The organism is Clostridium pascui (genome assembly GCF_016908015.1).
Taxonomy (GTDB): domain Bacteria; phylum Bacillota; class Clostridia; order Clostridiales; family Clostridiaceae; genus Clostridium_AK; species Clostridium_AK pascui.
In genome coordinates this window covers 501770-519526 of the sequence record NZ_JAFBDB010000002.1, presented here as the reverse complement: position 1 = coordinate 519526, position 17757 = coordinate 501770, and the positions used below count along the sequence as shown (strand labels likewise).

Annotated in this window: 16 protein-coding genes and 1 riboswitch; of the genes, 4 read left to right on the top strand and 12 right to left on the bottom strand. The window is 31.2% G+C overall.

The features are described from left to right. Positions 1-160: 160 nt before the first annotated feature. From cobT to JOC70_RS07510, 9 genes are all read right to left on the bottom strand, one after another. On the bottom strand, positions 161-1237 hold the full coding sequence (cobT, locus tag JOC70_RS07550; RefSeq protein WP_204598275.1) for a nicotinate-nucleotide--dimethylbenzimidazole phosphoribosyltransferase: 1077 nt from the start codon (positions 1235-1237) through the stop codon (positions 161-163). 273 nt (positions 1238-1510) lie between these two features. Continuing rightward, positions 1511-1685: riboswitch (cobalamin riboswitch) on the bottom strand. Between the two features lie 143 nt (positions 1686-1828). Next, complete coding sequence (gene hslO, locus JOC70_RS07545) at positions 1829-2719, bottom strand: Hsp33 family molecular chaperone HslO (protein WP_204598274.1); 891 nt, start codon at positions 2717-2719, stop codon at positions 1829-1831. A 19-nt stretch (positions 2720-2738) separates the two neighbouring features. Continuing rightward, entirely contained in the window at positions 2739-3476 is a 738-nt protein-coding gene (locus JOC70_RS07540; protein ID WP_204598273.1) for a class I SAM-dependent DNA methyltransferase, read from the bottom strand. Between the two features lie 70 nt (positions 3477-3546). After that, complete coding sequence (locus tag JOC70_RS07535; RefSeq protein WP_035307183.1) at positions 3547-3801, bottom strand: alpha/beta-type small acid-soluble spore protein; 255 nt, start codon at positions 3799-3801, stop codon at positions 3547-3549. 178 nt (positions 3802-3979) lie between these two features. Then, positions 3980-4945: an oligopeptide/dipeptide ABC transporter ATP-binding protein gene (locus JOC70_RS07530; protein WP_204598272.1), complete on the bottom strand. Its 966-nt coding sequence runs from the start codon at positions 4943-4945 to the stop codon at positions 3980-3982. Further along, a complete protein-coding gene (locus tag JOC70_RS07525) occupies positions 4946-5965 on the bottom strand; it encodes an ABC transporter ATP-binding protein (protein ID WP_035307177.1) in 1020 nt (339 codons plus the stop codon). A gap of 14 nt (positions 5966-5979) precedes the next feature. Then, positions 5980-6897 (bottom strand): ABC transporter permease, encoded by a 918-nt coding sequence (locus JOC70_RS07520; RefSeq protein ID WP_204598271.1) that lies wholly within the window; start codon positions 6895-6897, stop codon positions 5980-5982. Positions 6898-6912: 15 nt separating this feature from the next. Further along, positions 6913-7863, bottom strand: coding sequence for an ABC transporter permease (locus tag JOC70_RS07515; RefSeq protein ID WP_204598270.1), 951 nt, complete (start codon positions 7861-7863; stop codon positions 6913-6915). Between the two features lie 165 nt (positions 7864-8028). Continuing rightward, on the bottom strand, positions 8029-9687 hold the full coding sequence (locus tag JOC70_RS07510; RefSeq protein WP_204598269.1) for an ABC transporter substrate-binding protein: 1659 nt from the start codon (positions 9685-9687) through the stop codon (positions 8029-8031). 581 nt (positions 9688-10268) lie between these two features. Here JOC70_RS07510 and JOC70_RS07505 point away from each other — a divergent pair. The 3 genes from JOC70_RS07505 to dapB are packed head-to-tail and all read left to right on the top strand — an operon-like array spanning position 10269 to position 12943. Further along, complete coding sequence (locus JOC70_RS07505; protein WP_204598268.1) at positions 10269-11258, top strand: aspartate-semialdehyde dehydrogenase; 990 nt, start codon at positions 10269-10271, stop codon at positions 11256-11258. A 35-nt stretch (positions 11259-11293) separates the two neighbouring features. Continuing rightward, entirely contained in the window at positions 11294-12178 is an 885-nt protein-coding gene (dapA, locus tag JOC70_RS07500) for a 4-hydroxy-tetrahydrodipicolinate synthase (RefSeq protein ID WP_204598267.1), read from the top strand. 15 nt (positions 12179-12193) lie between these two features. Beyond that, positions 12194-12943: a 4-hydroxy-tetrahydrodipicolinate reductase gene (dapB, locus tag JOC70_RS07495; RefSeq protein WP_204598266.1), complete on the top strand. Its 750-nt coding sequence runs from the start codon at positions 12194-12196 to the stop codon at positions 12941-12943. A gap of 412 nt (positions 12944-13355) precedes the next feature. On the opposite strand, the gene JOC70_RS07490 is transcribed toward dapB, so the two are convergent. Continuing rightward, positions 13356-14525, bottom strand: coding sequence for a pyridoxal phosphate-dependent aminotransferase (locus JOC70_RS07490; RefSeq protein WP_204598265.1), 1170 nt, complete (start codon positions 14523-14525; stop codon positions 13356-13358). Positions 14526-14542: 17 nt separating this feature from the next. Continuing rightward, positions 14543-15634 (bottom strand): amidase domain-containing protein, encoded by a 1092-nt coding sequence (locus JOC70_RS07485; protein WP_204598264.1) that lies wholly within the window; start codon positions 15632-15634, stop codon positions 14543-14545. A 199-nt stretch (positions 15635-15833) separates the two neighbouring features. Between JOC70_RS07485 and dapD the strand changes: the two genes are divergently transcribed. Then, the gene (gene dapD / locus JOC70_RS07480; protein ID WP_204598263.1) at positions 15834-16541 is read left to right on the top strand and encodes a 2,3,4,5-tetrahydropyridine-2,6-dicarboxylate N-acetyltransferase; all 708 of its coding nucleotides are present in this window, start codon (positions 15834-15836) and stop codon (positions 16539-16541) included. 491 nt (positions 16542-17032) lie between these two features. Here dapD and JOC70_RS07475 read toward each other — a convergent pair whose 3' ends face one another. Further along, positions 17033-17722, bottom strand: coding sequence for a single-stranded DNA-binding protein (locus tag JOC70_RS07475; RefSeq protein WP_204598262.1), 690 nt, complete (start codon positions 17720-17722; stop codon positions 17033-17035). Positions 17723-17757: the final 35 nt, after the last annotated feature.

Below are 17757 nucleotides of genomic sequence, written 5' to 3'. Positions count from 1 at the left end.
CGTTTAAGACAATTATTATTATATAAGCTGATATGACTTTTGTCAACAAATAAAATTCAAAAAGTTATATTTTTTACTAATATTTTTTTATTATCCAGTAACCAGTGGCTTGTATTTGTAATTTATGAAGCATCTATAACTGATTACTGGTTACTGATTGCTATTTTTCTCTAATATCCACAAAAAATTCAGTGTTGTGTATACTTGCCTCTTGTAATGTATGCATATCATTCATTACACATAGAGCAGATTCTATTATTAAAAACTCTATAGGACATCCTGAACCTTCTCCTAATCTCATATCTAAACCTAAATTTGCTTTAAGACCTATTTCATTCATTACACAAGTTGCACCTGGTTCTACTGGAATATGAGATGGAAACATAAAATCTTTTACATTGGGATTTAACTTATAAGCGCATAATGCGGCTGCTGAAGATATAACCCCATCTATTACAATAGGTACTCTATTTTTAGCTGCTGATAAAAAACAACCGCATAATCCAGCTATATCAAAGCCGCCTACTTTTGCTAAAACATCTATGGCATCACTTTTATCAGGATTATTCAATCCAATAGCCTTTTTTATTACATTTTTTTTGTTTATAAATTGTTCTTCTGTAAGTCCAGCACCTTTACCTACTATTAAGTCAGAATCTATTCCAGAAAGCACACTTATAACTGCTGCACTAGTAGCAGTATTACCCATTCCTGCCTCTCCAGTACCAAATAAATCATACCCCTCACTTACGTACTTATCTACTATCTCTATTCCTACTTCAATGGCTTTTATAGCTTCTTCCCTTGACATAGCGGCTTCCTTTGCCATATTTTTAGTTCCGTAAGCTATTTTTTTATTTATTATGTTAGGATTATTAAAGTTTGCATTTACGCCTATATCTACTACGCACACATCTGCTTTAGTATAATTAGATAAAACTCCTATGCCTGTAATACCTTTAGTATAATTATCTGTAATAATAGCTGTAAGCTCCTGAGGGCACGCACTAACTCCTTCTGCTAATACTCCATTATCAGCACTCATAACTATAGTTACTTTTTTATTTATTTTATTTTTAACTTTCCCAGTTATACCTGATATCTTTACAGCTATTTCTTCTAATTGACCTAAACTTCCTATAGGTTTACTAAGGCTATCCATTCTTTTCCAAGCATCTTTTATTGCCTCATCATTAGCTGGTAAAATACTTTGCAATGTTTCTTTTAATAATTCCATTTCCCATTCCTCCTAAAATTTAAAAATAATAAATTACTTTTTATAATACTAATAGCACTTATTTTCAAGACCTCAAATCTTAATGGATTTTAAATACAAAAACAAATAAGAATCACCCTAAATCAACAGGGAAATTCTTATTTTAAATATGTAATACTTATTAATATAATGGTTTAAATAACTTAAGTATGTTATATCATTAAAAAATAAAATCCCTTGCAAAAGCAAGGGAATACATATACAAAGTAAGCTTATATCTTCCCTCCGAAGCATTGTAGCAATGTATTTCAGGCAGTTCTCCTGGCTTAAGTTTCTTCCTCCTCCCTCCTTCCTAGAAATATCTAGTGGATAAACGGGATTTGTCAACTCTTACAGTAGCGGGGGCTGCAGTGGCTTCTTACCACTTTCTCTTTTAAACTATATCAGCACCTAAAATAATCATATTAAATTTTTACTAACTATGCATGATTTATAGAAATTTATAATTTCATTATAAATGAACTCATTTCAAGCTATTGAGATATTTCATAATAAAATTATAGTACATCTCTTTGTTAATTACAATGTATTTTAATGGTTATTAACTCATGCTTAATTCTTGCTTCCTGACTTTTTTAAAATTTCTCCTATTTGTTCATTAGTAAATTTATAACTTGTATTGCAAAAGTGACACTTTAATTCCTCAGTTTTCTTTTCATTATATAATTCAGTGAGTTCTTTTTCTCCTATGCTCATAAATACTCTTTCTACCTTGTCTCTTGTACAATCACACTGATATTTTGGAGTCATATTATCTAATATTTTTAAATCCATATCTTCAAATATAAACTGAAGTATTTCTTCAATACTCATTCCTTGTACTATATAATCAGTTACAGATTTCATATCCTGAAGCCTATAAGTGACTAAATCAGCCGCTAATTCATTTGCTCCCGGCATCATTTGAATAATAAACCCACCTGCGGCCTTAACACTTAAGTCAGTATCTACAAGAACTCCAAGTCCAACAGCAGAAGGAGTCTGCTCGGAAACAGTAAAATAATACGCAAGATCATCCCCTACTTCTCCTGAATAAATAGGTATCTGACCAACATAAGGCTCTCTAAGTCCCATATCTTTTATAACGGTAACCTTGCCATTTATGCCTATAGCTCCTCCAACATCAAGCTTTCCTTTACTATTAGCAGGTAAATCCACCTTAGGATTTCCTATATATCCCTTCACGCTTGCATCAGGATAAGCAGTAACAAGAACACCCTTTGCCTCTCCGCCTCCAGACATTTGAATAGTTAAAGAATCCTTCTCTGATTTTAACATTGCACCCATTAATGTTCCTGCGGTAAGCATTCTTCCTAATGCAGCTGCTGCTGTAGGAGCACATTCATGAATTTTTACTCCTTCATTCACAAGTTCTGTAGTAATAGCTGCAATAATTCTTATGTCACCATTACTTGCAATAGCTCTAACTAATTTATCACTCATTTTATTTCCTCCTGATTTCCTATTTTGTGAGTACATACACTATTCTTTCACTTGTAGAAGATATATCCTCATGCTCATAATTATCTAGTACCTTTGCCATTTTAAATCCAGCTTTAATAATAAGTTCTTCTAGTTCCGTCTCAGTGTATGCTCTTTCTGTATGATGTTCATCAAATCTTCTATAAAGCTCTCCTTCCTTTAAAAAGAAAGTCAAGTACATGTCCACTATATTATCTTCAAAAACATTTTCCCAAGTATAATACACGTTTTCTTCATCATAAGTAAATATATTATTTCCTAATATATTAGAAAGTTTATGATATGAATTTATATCAAATATAAAAATACCTTCATCCTTTAAATGCTTATGTACACCCTTAAAATAATTAAATATTTCTTCGTTTTCTATTAAATAATTAGTAGAATCTAAGCAGCATGTTATAAGATCAAATTGCTTATTTAGCTCCAATTCACTTATATCTTGACATACAAACTTTCCCTTTATCCCCTTATCTCTAAGCTTATTTTCAGCTTCAGTAAGCATATCATCTGATAAATCAACTGCCCAAGTATTTAAGAAACTCTTTGCTATATGTTCTGTTAAATTTCCAGTTCCACAAGCCAAGTCTAAATACTCCCTTTTGGACACATTAAACTCATTACATAAATCCAATATAATATTTGCCCATTTTAAATAATCCACATCACCTTTGATGAGATTGTCATAAATATGAGCAAATTCTTTGTAACACTCCATAACCGTTCCCCTTTATCCAATATAAATCAGCACATCTCATTTCAATGAGATGTTTCCTTATAAATTTATATTATAAATTATTTTTTTGCAAGTCAATATTTTTAGGAATATTCATTTGCTTTTTTCTTCTAGTCATTATTCCACCTATTCTTCCAGTTTCCTCTGACGTTAAGCTGCTCCATCCATATTTCTCTACCTTATCTATCAAACCCAATTCATCAGCAATTTCGTATTTAATTTGTTCTCTAAGCTTTTCCGCTTCAGTAAGTTCTCTATTTGATTTTAATTTAGCCTTAATAACCTTTTTAAGTGGTGTTTTTCCCATAATAATCCCCTCCGTAAAAAAATTAATTACGTTATTTAATAGTTTTTACAGATGAGGATATATTTATTCAATTTTTCAAATCAAAATCCAATCTCTATTTAAGAAAATAATTAAGCCAAAAATCCAAAATAAAACCCCAAAACCAGCCATTACACTGATTTCAGGGCATTATTAAATACTATTTATCTTCAAATAGATGGCATGCTACAAAGTGATCTTTTTCAACCTCTTTAAATACAGGTGAAACTTCACTGCATACAGGCTTTGCATATTTACATCTTGGTGCAAATCTGCATCCTGGTTTTGGATTTATAGGACTTGGAACGTCTCCTTCAAGCATTATTCTACTTCTGCTTTGTTCAACTTCTGGATCAGGAATTGGAATAGCAGATAAAAGCGCTTGAGTATATGGATGTAATGGCTTCGCATATAAGTGTTCACTTGAAGCAAGCTCTACCATAGTGCCAAGGTACATAACTCCAACTCTATCAGATATATGCTTTACCATTGAAAGATCATGAGCAATAAATAAGTAAGTAAGTCCAAGTTCATTTTGTAATTTTATAAGTAAATTTACAACCTGAGCTTGAATAGAAACGTCAAGTGCTGAAATTGGCTCATCACACACAATAAACTTTGGTTCAACAGCCAATGCTCTTGCTATACCTATTCTCTGTCTTTGTCCTCCTGAAAACTCATGAGGAAATCTCGATGCATGTTCCTTATTTAAACCTACTAATTGTAAAAGCTCATATATTCTATTAGTTCTTTCTTTTCCCTTATGAATGCCATGTATATCTATTCCTTCTGCAATGATATCTCCTACTGTCATTCTTGGATCTAGTGATGCATAAGGATCCTGGAAAATTATTTGTGCATTTTTAGTATATTCTTTTTTCGCTTTACCCTTTAACTTGTGTATATCGGTGCCTTCAAATAAAACTTCTCCATCTGTAGCTCCATATAAGCCAAGTACTGTTCTTCCACAAGTTGTTTTACCACAACCTGATTCTCCAACTAATCCTAAGGTTTCTCCCTTTTTTATATTAAAACTTACATCATCTACAGCCTTTAAAGTAGCATTTTTCCCAACTTTAAAATATTTTTTAAGATTTTTAACCTGAATTAAAACTTCTTTTTCCACCTATATTGCACCTCCCTCAAATTTTGGAGTCTCAACCTTTGGTGCAAGAGGATGCTGTAACCAACATTGTACTTCATGAGTTTCTGAAAGTTTTGTTACTTCAGGCATTTCTTCATTACAAATTTCCATACAATAAGCACATCTTGATGCAAAAGGACATCCTACTGGAGGTTTTAATAAATCTGGAGGAGTTCCTGGTATGGAATATAACTCATTTTTATGTTTTGTATCAAGTCTTGGTACTGATTGTAAAAGCGCCCAAGTATACGGATGCTTTGAATTATAAAATAATTCTTCTCTAGTACCTCTTTCAATTATCATACCTGCATACATAACCTGAATTTTAGTTGCTACACCAGCAACTACCCCTAAGTCATGAGTTATAAGTATAACCGCTGTACCAAGCTTATCCTGAAGTTCTCTTATAAGATCCATTATCTGAGCCTGAATTGTAACATCTAGCGCAGTAGTAGGTTCATCAGCTATTAGAACTTTTGGATTACAAGCAAGTGCCATAGCAATCATTGCTCTTTGTCTCATACCACCTGAAAATTCATGTGGATATTGACTTACTCTTTTATCTGCATTTGGTATATTAACTAATTTAAGCATTTTTACAGCTTCATCTAATGCTTCTTTTTTATTCATTCCTCTATGAATAATTAAGTTTTCAGCTATTTGATCTCCTATTTTCATTGTAGGATTTAAGGATGTCATAGCATCCTGGAAAATCATACTAATATCTTCTCCTCTTAAATCCCTAAGCTCTTTATCAGACATCTTTAAAACATCTTTTCCATCAAATAGTATTTGTGAACCTTCTTTTATATCTCCTGGAGGAGTAGGTATTAATCTCATTATGGATTTAGAAGTTACTGACTTACCACAACCAGATTCTCCAACTATAGCTAAGGTCTCTCCCTTATCTACATGAAAAGATACTCCTCTAACGGATTGCACTTCACCTGCATAAGTGTGAAATGTAACTTTCAAATCTTTAACTTCAAGCAAATGTGACATAATTATCTCCTCCTTTACTGACGAAGTTTAGGATCTAGAGCATCTCTTAATCCATCACCAAGTAAGTTAAATGCTAACATTGTTAATGAAATAGCTAGTGCTGGGAAAATTAATTGATATGGATAAAAATCCATAACTGCTTGTCCGAAAGAAGTCATTGCGCCCCAGCTAGTTTCAGGAGGCTGTATTCCCAGTCCTATGAAACTTAAAAATGCCTCAGCAAATATAAATGATGGAATATCAAAAGTCATATAAACAATTATTACTCCAATAGTGTTTGGTATTAAATGTTTAAGTATTACTCTTTTAGGGTCTGCTCCCAATGCCTGAGCTGCAAGTACATACTCTGATTGCTTAAGCTGCATAACCTGTCCTCTAACCATACGAGCCATACTTGTCCAACCGGTAATGCATAGTGCAATTAAAAGAGACATCATACCTTTGCCCATAAATATGGATAGTATTATAACTATTAGCATATACGGTATACTTATAAGTATTTCTACAATTCTCATCATTATATCATCTACTTTTCCTCCAAAGTATCCACTAATACCTCCATATATACAACCTATAACTACTTCAATTATCGTTCCTATTATACCTATAGTGATAGAAACTCTACCACCAATCCAAAGTCTTGAAAATAAATCTCTTCCTAAATTATCTGTTCCAAACCAATATTCACTGTTTGGTGAAAGATTCATTTTGTCTGTATTTTGAACAGAATAATCATGTGGTGATATCAATGGACCGATTATACACATAAGCATTATAATTCCCAATAACACCATAGAAAACATAGCAACCTTATTTTGTTTTAATCTTCTCCATGCGTCCTGCCAGTAGGTCAAATTAGGTCTTACTATAACATTAGCATTTTCTGCATCATAGCCCAAAACCTTAAACTTTTCTTTATTTAAATTTACCATTACACCTTTGACCTCCTATCTTTTCCCACCAGTAAGTCTTATTCTTGGATCTATTATTGTATATAATATATCAACTATTAACAGTGAAATTATATATAGAGCAGAATAGAAAATTGTAAGTCCCATAATTACGTTATAATCATTAGTCATAATAGCATCTATCATCGAGTTTCCAAGCCCAGGAATGCTAAATATTCTCTCTATTACTATGGAACCTGTAATAACTGCTGCTACCTGTGGTCCAAGTATAGTAATAACAGGTAATATTGCATTTCTTATAACATGTTTCCATGCTATAGCCACTTTAGATACACCCTTAGATTCTGCTGTTAATATGTAATCTTGCCCCACAACATCTAAAACAGAAGTTCTCATATATCTTGCATAAGTTGCTAAGCTTGAAAAAGATAATGCTATAGTTGGAAGTATAGTGTATTTAAATCCACTTAAATATTCTCCAGCCGCAAACCATCCTGCACTAGGTAAGCCCAATTTCCCACCTACTGCCTTTTGAAGTAACGCAGCCAAAACAAAGCTTGGTATAGAAACTCCAAGTATTGCAAGGAATATTACTGAGTAGTCCACCTTTGTATTTCTTCTAAATGCAGCTATTATACCAAGTATTATACCTATAGTTAATCCTAAAGTTATTGCCTGTAATCCAAGCTTTAATGAATTAGGGAACTTGTCCTTAATTATTTGCTGCACACTATATCCAGGAGTTATAAAGGAATCACCTAGTTCTCCTTGTGTTAAATTTTTTAAATAAATAACATACCTAGTAGTAAGGGGTTTATTAAGTCCATACTTTTCCTTTATTATTTCCTGAGTCTCTGGTGGAAGCTTTTGAGCTTGAACCATTACAGGGTCCCCAGGGATAGAATTCATTAAAAAGAACGTTATTGTAGTTATTACCCATAAAGTTATTAACATATATCCTAATCTTTTTAATATATATTTTATCATTTATATCCTCCTTCCTTCATTTCCAGTTATAATTTATATGATCACTGGAACCTCCAAATTCCATATGTTTTTTTCAGCTCCATAATATGACATTTTATCCTCAACATACAAATACTACAACAAGGCCATACAAACCCCATTGTAGTATTCATACTTTTATTTACATTATTTCCCTTCAGAATAAACCCATTTTAATTCATATGTTGCTCCAAATGCTGGATGTTGAAGTCCTTTTACATTATTTTGAAAGAAGTTTCTTCTATCTTTATAGAATATAGGAGCTATACCTGCCTCTTCATTAACAAGTAATTTTTCAGCTTGTGTAAATAATTCTAATCTCTTAGTATTATCAGTTTCATTTAAAATCTTTTTATATAATTCTTCATATTTATCACTACTATATTTTCCATAGTTATTTCCGTGGCCCTTTGTGAATATTCCTATAAATGAATCTGGATCATTGTAATCCGCACCCCATCCAGACATAGCAATTTCAAAGTTACCATCATGTGCTTTCTTTACAGAATCCGCAAAGCTTGCTGCTGAATCAAGCTGTACATTAACACCTATTTTTGACTGCCATTGATTTTGGAAGAACTCAGCTGACTGCTTATCAAAGGCACTGCTGTCCTGTGGAAGATATTTTACAGTGTGTTTTGATGGATTTGGGTCTAACCCAAGTTCCTTTAATCCTTCTACAAATAATGCTTTAGGATCTTTCTTCTGATCTAGTAATTCCTTTAATGGTTCTTGAACTTTATCTCTATATACTACATCTCCACACTTAACTATTGTTGGTACAAGCCCTTCAGAAACAAATCCTCTCTTATAAATCTTGTTAACATAAGTTTCTCTATCTATAGCAAGTGAGAAAGCTAGTCTAATCTTAGGATTTGTTAAAAGCTTATTCTTTCCAGTTTGGTTAAATATCATATAGAAAGAAACTGGATCTGCTTGCTCTATACCAGAAACTTTACCTGCCTTTACATCATTTTTAAGTTTTTCAATATATTCACCAGTAACAGCTACTGCATCTATTTCTTTATTCATAAGCATCTGGTATCTTGTTTGCATTTCTTTTATAACTGATAAGTTAACTTCATCTGTTTTAACAGCATCTTTATCATAATACTTATCATTTTTCTTTAATGTTAATTTAGCACCCTTTTGCCATGCAGTAATTGTATATGGTCCACAGTAAACCATCTTAGTTGGATCTGTACCATATTTATCCCCTTGAGCTTTTGCTATATCTTCTCTAACAGGTGCAAGTAATGGGAATGCTATCATTTCCTCAAAAAATGGTATTGGTCTTTCAAGTTCTACCACAAAAGTCTTGTCATCTTTAGCCTTTAGTCCAAGATCTTCTGCTTTAGCTTTTCCTGCTGTGAAGTTCTTTGCATTCTTAACGCCGTTTAAGAAATCAACATATACTGATTTGGTATTCGGATCTAATATTCTTGTCCATCCATACACATAATCCTTAGCTGTAACCGGCTTTCCATCTGACCAATTATAATCTCTTAGTTTAAAAGTGTACGTTTTCTTATCTGCTGAAACTTCCCAGCTTTCAGCTCCAGCTTTTTCAACTTTTCCATTATTAGTTCTTGCAAGTCCTTCAAAGGCAGCACCTACTGCTGTAAATGATGCCGTATCTGATGCTCGGCCAGGATCTAAAGTTTTAATATCTGCAAGCTCAAAAGTCATAACCTTTGGCTTACCTTCTCCGCCTGCTGACTTTTTGTCTCCACCACCGCATCCAACAAATGTTGTAAGTGTAAGCGCAGCAGTTAAGATAAGTGCTAGTATCTTGTTTCTTTTCACTATAAACTCCCCCTTTATAATTACTTATAGTTTTGTATAATTAAAAAATTATATTGTTAACCTTTACTTTAAGATGTTTTCTATAGATTGTAAAAATCTATGATCTCCTATAAATTAAATATTTCAATTAATTACTAAAATAATCATTTATAAACTTTACTTTATTCCAAATATTCTCAATTTAACTTTATGTACTGACCAAGTCATATTTTTATATAAATACAAGATAAAAATATAAGTCTTGCAATAATTACATCTTTGTTCTTTTATTTGTTACGTTTTTATTACATTATTTTAAATATAGTATCACAGTTTTTTCCTAGTGTCAATCAGATGGCTTCCTACGACAATCACAAACCCCTTATATTAATTCATTTCAATGAATATAAATTCATCAAAGTTTTCTTACTAATGAATGATGTTATTCTTTTTTATTTAGCAATCTTCTTATTTATTGCTTTTAATATTATTGATAAAAAATTATACAGAGTATTTCATTTATATGTTTATTCATTATATAATATAATAATATAAGCATCTGAATATAATTGAGATGTAATTATTTTTAGGGAGGGACTTTTATGAATTATAATGTTGCAGTAGTTGGTTGTACTGGAATGGTTGGCAGAAAATTTTTAGAAATACTTGCAGAGAGACATTTTCCTATAGCAGAGTTGTATTTATTTGCTTCTGCTAGATCTGCAGGAAAAAAACTTTCCTTCGAAGGAAAAGAATATACAGTGGAAGAGTTAAAGGAAGATAATATAAAGAATAAAAAAATTGACTTTGCATTATTTTCAGCTGGTGGAGATACGAGCAAAAGCTTTGCTCCTATTTTCGCAAATTATGGAGCTGTGGTTATAGATAACAGCAGTGCTTGGAGAATGGATCCTAATGTACCACTTGTAGTACCTGAAGTAAATCCAGAGGATATTAAAAAGCATAAAGGCATTATTGCTAACCCTAATTGTTCTACTATACAAGCGGTAGTAGCTTTAAAACCTCTATATGATGCCTATGGAATTAAGAGAATAGTTTATTCCACTTATCAGGCTGTATCTGGTGCAGGTATGAATGGATATAATGATTTAATGGAAGGCTATAAGGGAGAGACTCCTAAAAAGTTCCCTTATGCTATAGCAGGTAATCTTCTTCCTCACATTGATTCATTTTTAGAAGATGGATATACAAAAGAAGAAATTAAAATGGTAAACGAAACAAGAAAGATACTTCATGATGATAATTTAAAAATAACCGCTACTACTGTTAGGGTGCCTGTTTTAAATAGTCATAGTGAAAGTATAAACGTTGAACTATCAAAAGACTTTGATATTAAAGAAGTATTTGAACTATTTAAAACTTCTAAAGGAATCATACTTGAAGATGATGTGGCAAACTTAGTATACCCTATGCCCCTAAATTCATCAGGAAAAGACGAAGTATATGTAGGAAGAATAAGAAGAGATTTCAGCTTAGATTCTGGATTAAATTTATGGGTAGTTGCTGACAATATAAGGAAAGGCGCTGCATTAAATGCAATTCAAATTGCAGAGTATATGATTAGTGAATAATTTAAGTTATTAATTCAGATTTTTGGAGGTAAATTATGAGTATATTCAAAGGATCTGGAGTAGCCATAATTACTCCTTTCGATGAAAATGGTGTTGATTTTAATAAGCTTGAAGAACTTATAGAATGGCATATTTCAAATAATACTGATGCAATAATAATATGTGGTACTACAGGTGAAGCTTCTACCATGAGTGAAACTGAAAGAAAGGAAACTATTAAGTTTACTGTAGATAAAGTTGATGGAAGAATTCCTGTGATTGCAGGTACCGGTAGTAATAATACTAAAGCCACTATAGAATATAGTAAGTGGGCAGAAAGTATTGGAGTAGATGCTCTTCTTTTAATTACCCCTTACTATAATAAGACTACTCAAAAGGGACTTTTAGAACACTTTAAAGAAATAGATAAAAATGTAAATACTCCTATTGTGCTTTATAATGTACCAGCTAGAACTGGGATGAATATAGCACCTTCTACTTTAGTAAATATATGCACTGAGTGCAAAAATGTGGTTGCAATTAAAGAAGCTAGTGGTAACATCAGTCAAATAGCTGAAATAAAAGCTCTTTTAAGAGACAAGATGGATATATATTCAGGAAATGATGATCAAATAATTCCTATAATGTCTTTAGGAGGCATTGGAGTAATATCTGTAGTTGCAAATATACTTCCAAAAGAAATGCATGATATGTGTAAGTATTATATGGAAGGAAAACTTGAAGAAGCTTTAAAAATTCAATTGGATACTTTAGCTTTGACAAATGCTTTATTTATTGAAACCAATCCTATACCTGTAAAAACAGCAATGAATGTATTAGGTTTGTCTGTAGGTGATTTAAGACTTCCTCTTTGCTCTATGAACGAAAATAACCTTGCTGTATTAAAAAATGAATTGAAGGCTTATGGATTATTAAAATAGCCCTAGGAGGATATAATGGTTAAAATACTGTTAAATGGATGTAATGGAAGAATGGGCCAAATGATATCTCATACTTCCTTATCATTTAATAATTTAGAAATAGTTGCAGGAGTAGATATAAATACCTCTGTAAATTCATCTTATCCCATTTTTTCAAAATTAGAAGATTGTGATGTAGAATTTGACGTAGTTTTAGATTTTTCTTCCGTCAAATCTTTAGATAGCTTATTGAGTTTTTGTATACCAAAAAATCTTCCTTTAGTACTTTGCACTACAGGATATACACAAGAACAACTTGAAGAAATAAAAAAAGCTTCTGAAAAAATACCTGTATTTAAATCTGCAAATATGTCTATTGGAATAAATATAGTGAACAATATACTAAAGCAAATTTCCTCAAAGCTTTTTAAAGACTTTGATATAGAAATAATAGAAAAACACCATAATCAAAAATTAGATTCCCCTAGCGGAACTGCATTATTACTTGCAAACTCCATAAAAGACAGCATACAAGAAGAAACTGAATTTGTTTATGGAAGAGAAGGAATTGCCAAAAGAGAGAAAAAAGAAATAGGAATTCATGCAGTCAGAGGTGGTTCTATCGTTGGAGATCATGATGTAGTTTTTGCAGGTAGTGGTGAAATAATTGAGATAAGACACTCTGCTATATCAAGAGAAGTATTTGCTGTAGGCGCCTTAAGAGCCTCAGAATATATGTATAAAAAAGCTCCAGGAATGTATGATATGGATGACGTGTTAAAATAAGAATTACTAGTTCATAATCTAGAGTTTTTGTTATATAAAGTAACTAATAATGTATCTTAGTTACTTTTCAATAGTGAATAATTTATAATTGAGGAGGGAATTTCATCTTTATGAAATTCCCTCCTTAGTTATAAATTACAGAAATTCAACTTACTAGATTTCTTCTCACAGTAGGTTTAGGCTATATTTTTAATTGTTGAATTATAGTATGAGATTTGCATCGTAGAAAGTATTGAACAAGCGTTAGAAGCTCTTTATTTTTGACTTTAAAATACCGTTAAGAACTTTCTATTGTCTGAGCGACAGAGAGTTTAGAAAGTTTAGGGATTTTAAAATGAAAAATATTAGAGATTCTTTGCGAAATGAACAGCATTCCTAGATACAAATCTCATACTAAAGTTTCAACATTATCTTAAAACATCACATTTTTAAGCCACTCTTCCATTCTATCAAGCGCTTCTTCTAATTGTTCCATGCTGTATGCATAAGATATTCTAAAATAGCCCTCTCCCCCTGCTCCAAAAGCAGAACCTGGCACTGCTGCAACCTTTGCTTCAACTAAAAGTTTTTCACAAAACTCTTCACTTTTCACATTAAACTTTTCAATAGATGGAAATATATAAAAAGCTCCCTTTGGTAAGTTTACCTTAAAATTCATACTTTTAAGTCTTTCATATACATAATCTCTTCTCTTTATAAATTCATTTTTCATGCATTCTACATCTTCAAGACAATTTTTAAGACCCTCTAGCGCTGCCCATTGAGATATAGATGGTGCACAGCTCATATTATATTGATGTACTTTCAATATATGTTTCATATACTGTTCTTCAGCACATACATATCCAATTCTAAGCCCAGTCATTGAAAACATTTTAGAAAATCCACTTATAAATATCACTTTATGTTTTATATCTTTAAACTGAGCTACTGAATAGTATTTATCAAAGCATAAAGAACTATATATCTCATCTGTTATTGCTAAAATTTCATTATCTTTAATTATAGAATATAAATTCTCTGCATCTTCCTTAGTTAATATGCCTCCTGTTGGATTTGATGGAAAGGATATTACTATTACCTTTGGTTTTTCCTTTTCTACAACTTTTCTTATTTCATCTATATTTAATGTAAAATCATCATTTAAATTATAAGGTATAGACGAAGCACCCAAAAGCCTGGCACAACTTTCATACGCAGGATATCCAGGCGTTGGAACTAATATCTTATCGCCAGGATTTAATATTGCTGTAAAAGTATCAAATATAGCTTCACTTCCACCTGCCGTTATGCAAATTTCTTCTGGAGTATAATTTATATGAAGCTTACTTAAATAATTTGATATTTCGTCACGTAATTCCAATATTCCCATATTCGAAGTATATGTGGTTTTATTATCCTCTATAGCCTTTATCATAGCTGCTTTTACCCTTTCAGGTACTGGGAAATCCGGTTGACCTAATGTTAATGATATAACCCCTGAATATTCACTAACCTTGTTAAAAAACTTTCTTATACCTGAAATCTCAATATTTTTCACATAACTTGACACATATTGTTCTTCTAAATTAAATTTTTCCATAGTTAAGCCCCCTTTATTTACTTATAGTACCCGTCAATAGAAATATAAACTTTTTGAACAGGTGGTTTTGATGATAACGGATAATCCTTTAATCTTCCACCAACAGAAGTTGAATGTTGGCATATTAAATAATCTTCTACATATCCATTCGAATTGTATACATAATCTGAAACAATCATACTATGATAGGTTTGGGGATAATTCCCTCCTAACTGTACTATATCTCCAGGCATCATATCTGCTAAGTCAGCAAAGTGTGCCTTTAACCCATAGCCTTTATTGTATTGAACATAATAATTAAACTGCTTAGCCCCAGTCCAAGGCGCTACCCTCTTGTTATTTGAATACCAATACCACTTAACAAACTCAGAAGTTCCGTAGAAATCAAAAGGAATTCCTCCTGCGTATATGCATTGAGAAGTAAAATTAGTACAATCTCCACCATATCCTTTTGATTCATAGTTTCCCCATTTAGGATTTAACTTAAGTGCCCACATTCTTGCATAGTTTACTGCAGCTATCCTATTATAATTATATAACTTTTCATTACCAACTTTATTTTGTGCTAACGCCGTTTCATCTCTGAAGCTAACACTTCTTGCATTTTGAGATTGAAGATAATTATTATAATTTTGTTTTAATAGAATTTCTTTTGCTTCTTCTAAAGAAGTATACTTATTATAATTCATTATAATATTTTTGTAATAATCCTTGTAAATATCTTTTATTATATACCATTTATCTTTAAATTTTTCTAAATAAATTTTGTGTCTTAAATTGCTCATTTGAGATTTTATATTAGATGAAGATTTAAAATAAACATCATGATTTTCATCTAATACCACTATAGCTTTGTTATCATTAGTATTTAAGCTTATATAGTCAAGATAATAGTTATACTTAGAAAATCTAAGATCATACTTTTGTAACTTTCTATGATTCATATGCACTTCTAAAGCTGCTATTTCAAATGCATAGTATTTTTTATATCTTTCATCATTTGATAAAAAGAACTCTCCTATATCTTCTCTTAATTTCAATTCTCCTATACTTTTGTACTTAATATCAAAGTAATTTTCAATTGTCTTAAAGATATCCGATTTTCCCATAAAAACTCCCTTTATACAAGTATTATTTAATTATTATTATTAATAATAGTTATTATACAAAACTTATATTATTAAGGTTTGTTTAAATTAATATAGATTATTTATTAATTATTAAAATTATACTATAATATAATAAATTTATGTATTATATTATAATAATACTATTATCATTTAAAAATTTGTCAAAGGAGGCTTTATTATGAATTATGATTTTACCAATCCATACGAAATAGCTAAATATATAAAAGAGGCAAAAAAATCTACTCCTTTTAAAGTTTATGTAGATGGGGATTTATCTGAAACAAATAGCCAAAATATTGAAATCTATGGTTCAAATAGTTTTTACATATTATTTGGAGAAAAAGAGGAAATATTTGAATTTTTAAATTTAAATAAAAATAAAATAACAAAATACAGGCTAGAAAATCAGGTAAGAAATTCCGCTATTCCAATGCTTGATATCTCCAATATAGAAGCTAGGATTGAACCAGGTGCTATTATAAGAGATAGAGTAAGTATAGGTAAGAATGCAGTTATAATGATGGGAGCTGTAATAAATATAGGGGCTGAGATAGGCGAAGAAACCATGGTAGATATGAATGCTGTGGTTGGCGCTCGTGGAAAACTTGGAAAAAGAGTTCATTTAGGTGCTGGTGCAGTTGTAGCCGGAGTACTTGAACCCCCTAGTAAGGAACCTTGTATTATAGAAGATAATGTACTTATTGGAGCTAATGCAGTAATCCTTGAGGGTGTACATATTGGGAAAAACTCAGTAGTTGCTGCAGGTTCTGTAGTTGTTGAAGATGTTCCTGAAGGAGTAGTTGTAGCTGGAACTCCTGCAAGAATAATTAAAAACATAGACGAAAAAACTAAAGGTAAAACCGAAATTTTAGACGACCTAAGATAGAAAATACAAAGCATTTTTATTAATCACTACTAGCTAGTCACTAATCTCTATCCTATTATTGAAGTATTAGTTTATTTTCTAGTTAATACTTATAGATGAAATTGAAACTGATAAATTTCAGTAATTATATAATTTCTAAAGGAATTTCCCCAAAACGAAATTCCCTCCTTCAGCACTTTATGTGATATTTTTAATGTTGAATATATAGTATGAGATTTGCATTATAGAAAGCATTGAATAAGTATTAAAAGCTCTTTATTTATGATTTTAAAATACCGTATAGAGTCTTCTACTGTCTGAGTGAAACGAGTTTAGAAGACTTAGGTATTTTAAAATCATAAATATTAGAGCTTTTTTTGTGAAATGAACGGTTGTATAATTTATAGAAATCTATGATTTCGTTATAAATTAGCACATCTCAGTTTGCTGAGATGTTTCATTAAATGCAAATCCCATACTGGAGTTTCAATATTATCTTAAAATGTAAAATTCTATTCTTCTATTTCATAAATTTCTTCAGTTCCTTCTTCATTTTCTTCTTGGATTTCTTCAGTTTCTCCATCCTTATTTACTTTTTCCATTTTAGATATAGAAACTTCATAAGCTACCTTTTTTATTGATTCATCTTCTGATACTTTCTTTTGATATTCTCTACTTTGAAGTCTTCCCCAAACTCTTATATTATCTCCAACTTCTAAATCTTTGCAATATCTAGAATTCCTCCCCCATGCTATAGTTGGAATATAATCTGACTTATTATAGGCTCTGTTTACAGCTAATAATAAATCTGCTATTTCCCTTCCAAAAGGAGTTGTCCTATAAACAGGCTGCTTACATATAAATCCATTTAAAACTATTAAATTAGGATTTTTACTTTTTTCTATGCAAGGAACTATATTTCTTGCAAAAACAGTTAATACGAGTCTATTGCTTCCATCTATAAATTTATTATATGATCTCAGCTGACCTTCTATTATTAACTCAGCTCCAATTTTTATTTCCATTCCTACCATAAGTCTTTCTGATACTGTTATAAATAAAACATCCTTAGCATCGCTAAGTCTTGGAACCTCAACGTTAAATGTATAAAATCCTTCTCCATACATTTCGTGACTAAATTCCAGCTCTGAGCATACCTTTCCTTCTAAATATATTTTGTTGTTTTGTAATAAATTGTCCATGATAACCCCTCTCTCTCCCTTAGTATATAAGAATA

Excerpts from the sequence above, each read along its gene's own strand:
- JOC70_RS07535 (WP_035307183.1), bottom strand. The coding sequence starts at position 3,801 with ATGGGAAAAACACCACTTAAAAAGGTTATTAAGGCTAAATTAAAATCA.
- cobT (WP_204598275.1), bottom strand. The coding sequence starts at position 1,237 with ATGGAATTATTAAAAGAAACATTGCAAAGTATTTTACCAGCTAATGAT.
- JOC70_RS07515 (WP_204598270.1), bottom strand. The coding sequence starts at position 7,863 with ATGATAAAATATATATTAAAAAGATTAGGATATATGTTAATAACTTTA.
- dapD (WP_204598263.1), top strand. The coding sequence starts at position 15,834 with ATGAATTATGATTTTACCAATCCATACGAAATAGCTAAATATATAAAA.
- dapA (WP_204598267.1), top strand. The coding sequence starts at position 11,294 with ATGAGTATATTCAAAGGATCTGGAGTAGCCATAATTACTCCTTTCGAT.
- hslO (WP_204598274.1), bottom strand. The coding sequence starts at position 2,719 with ATGAGTGATAAATTAGTTAGAGCTATTGCAAGTAATGGTGACATAAGA.
- JOC70_RS07540 (WP_204598273.1), bottom strand. The coding sequence starts at position 3,476 with ATGGAGTGTTACAAAGAATTTGCTCATATTTATGACAATCTCATCAAA.
- JOC70_RS07525 (WP_035307177.1), bottom strand. The coding sequence starts at position 5,965 with ATGTCACATTTGCTTGAAGTTAAAGATTTGAAAGTTACATTTCACACT.
- JOC70_RS07475 (WP_204598262.1), bottom strand. The coding sequence starts at position 17,722 with ATGGACAATTTATTACAAAACAACAAAATATATTTAGAAGGAAAGGTA.
- JOC70_RS07485 (WP_204598264.1), bottom strand. The coding sequence starts at position 15,634 with ATGGGAAAATCGGATATCTTTAAGACAATTGAAAATTACTTTGATATT.
- JOC70_RS07505 (WP_204598268.1), top strand. The coding sequence starts at position 10,269 with ATGAATTATAATGTTGCAGTAGTTGGTTGTACTGGAATGGTTGGCAGA.
- dapB (WP_204598266.1), top strand. The coding sequence starts at position 12,194 with ATGGTTAAAATACTGTTAAATGGATGTAATGGAAGAATGGGCCAAATG.
- JOC70_RS07490 (WP_204598265.1), bottom strand. The coding sequence starts at position 14,525 with ATGGAAAAATTTAATTTAGAAGAACAATATGTGTCAAGTTATGTGAAA.
- JOC70_RS07520 (WP_204598271.1), bottom strand. The coding sequence starts at position 6,897 with ATGGTAAATTTAAATAAAGAAAAGTTTAAGGTTTTGGGCTATGATGCA.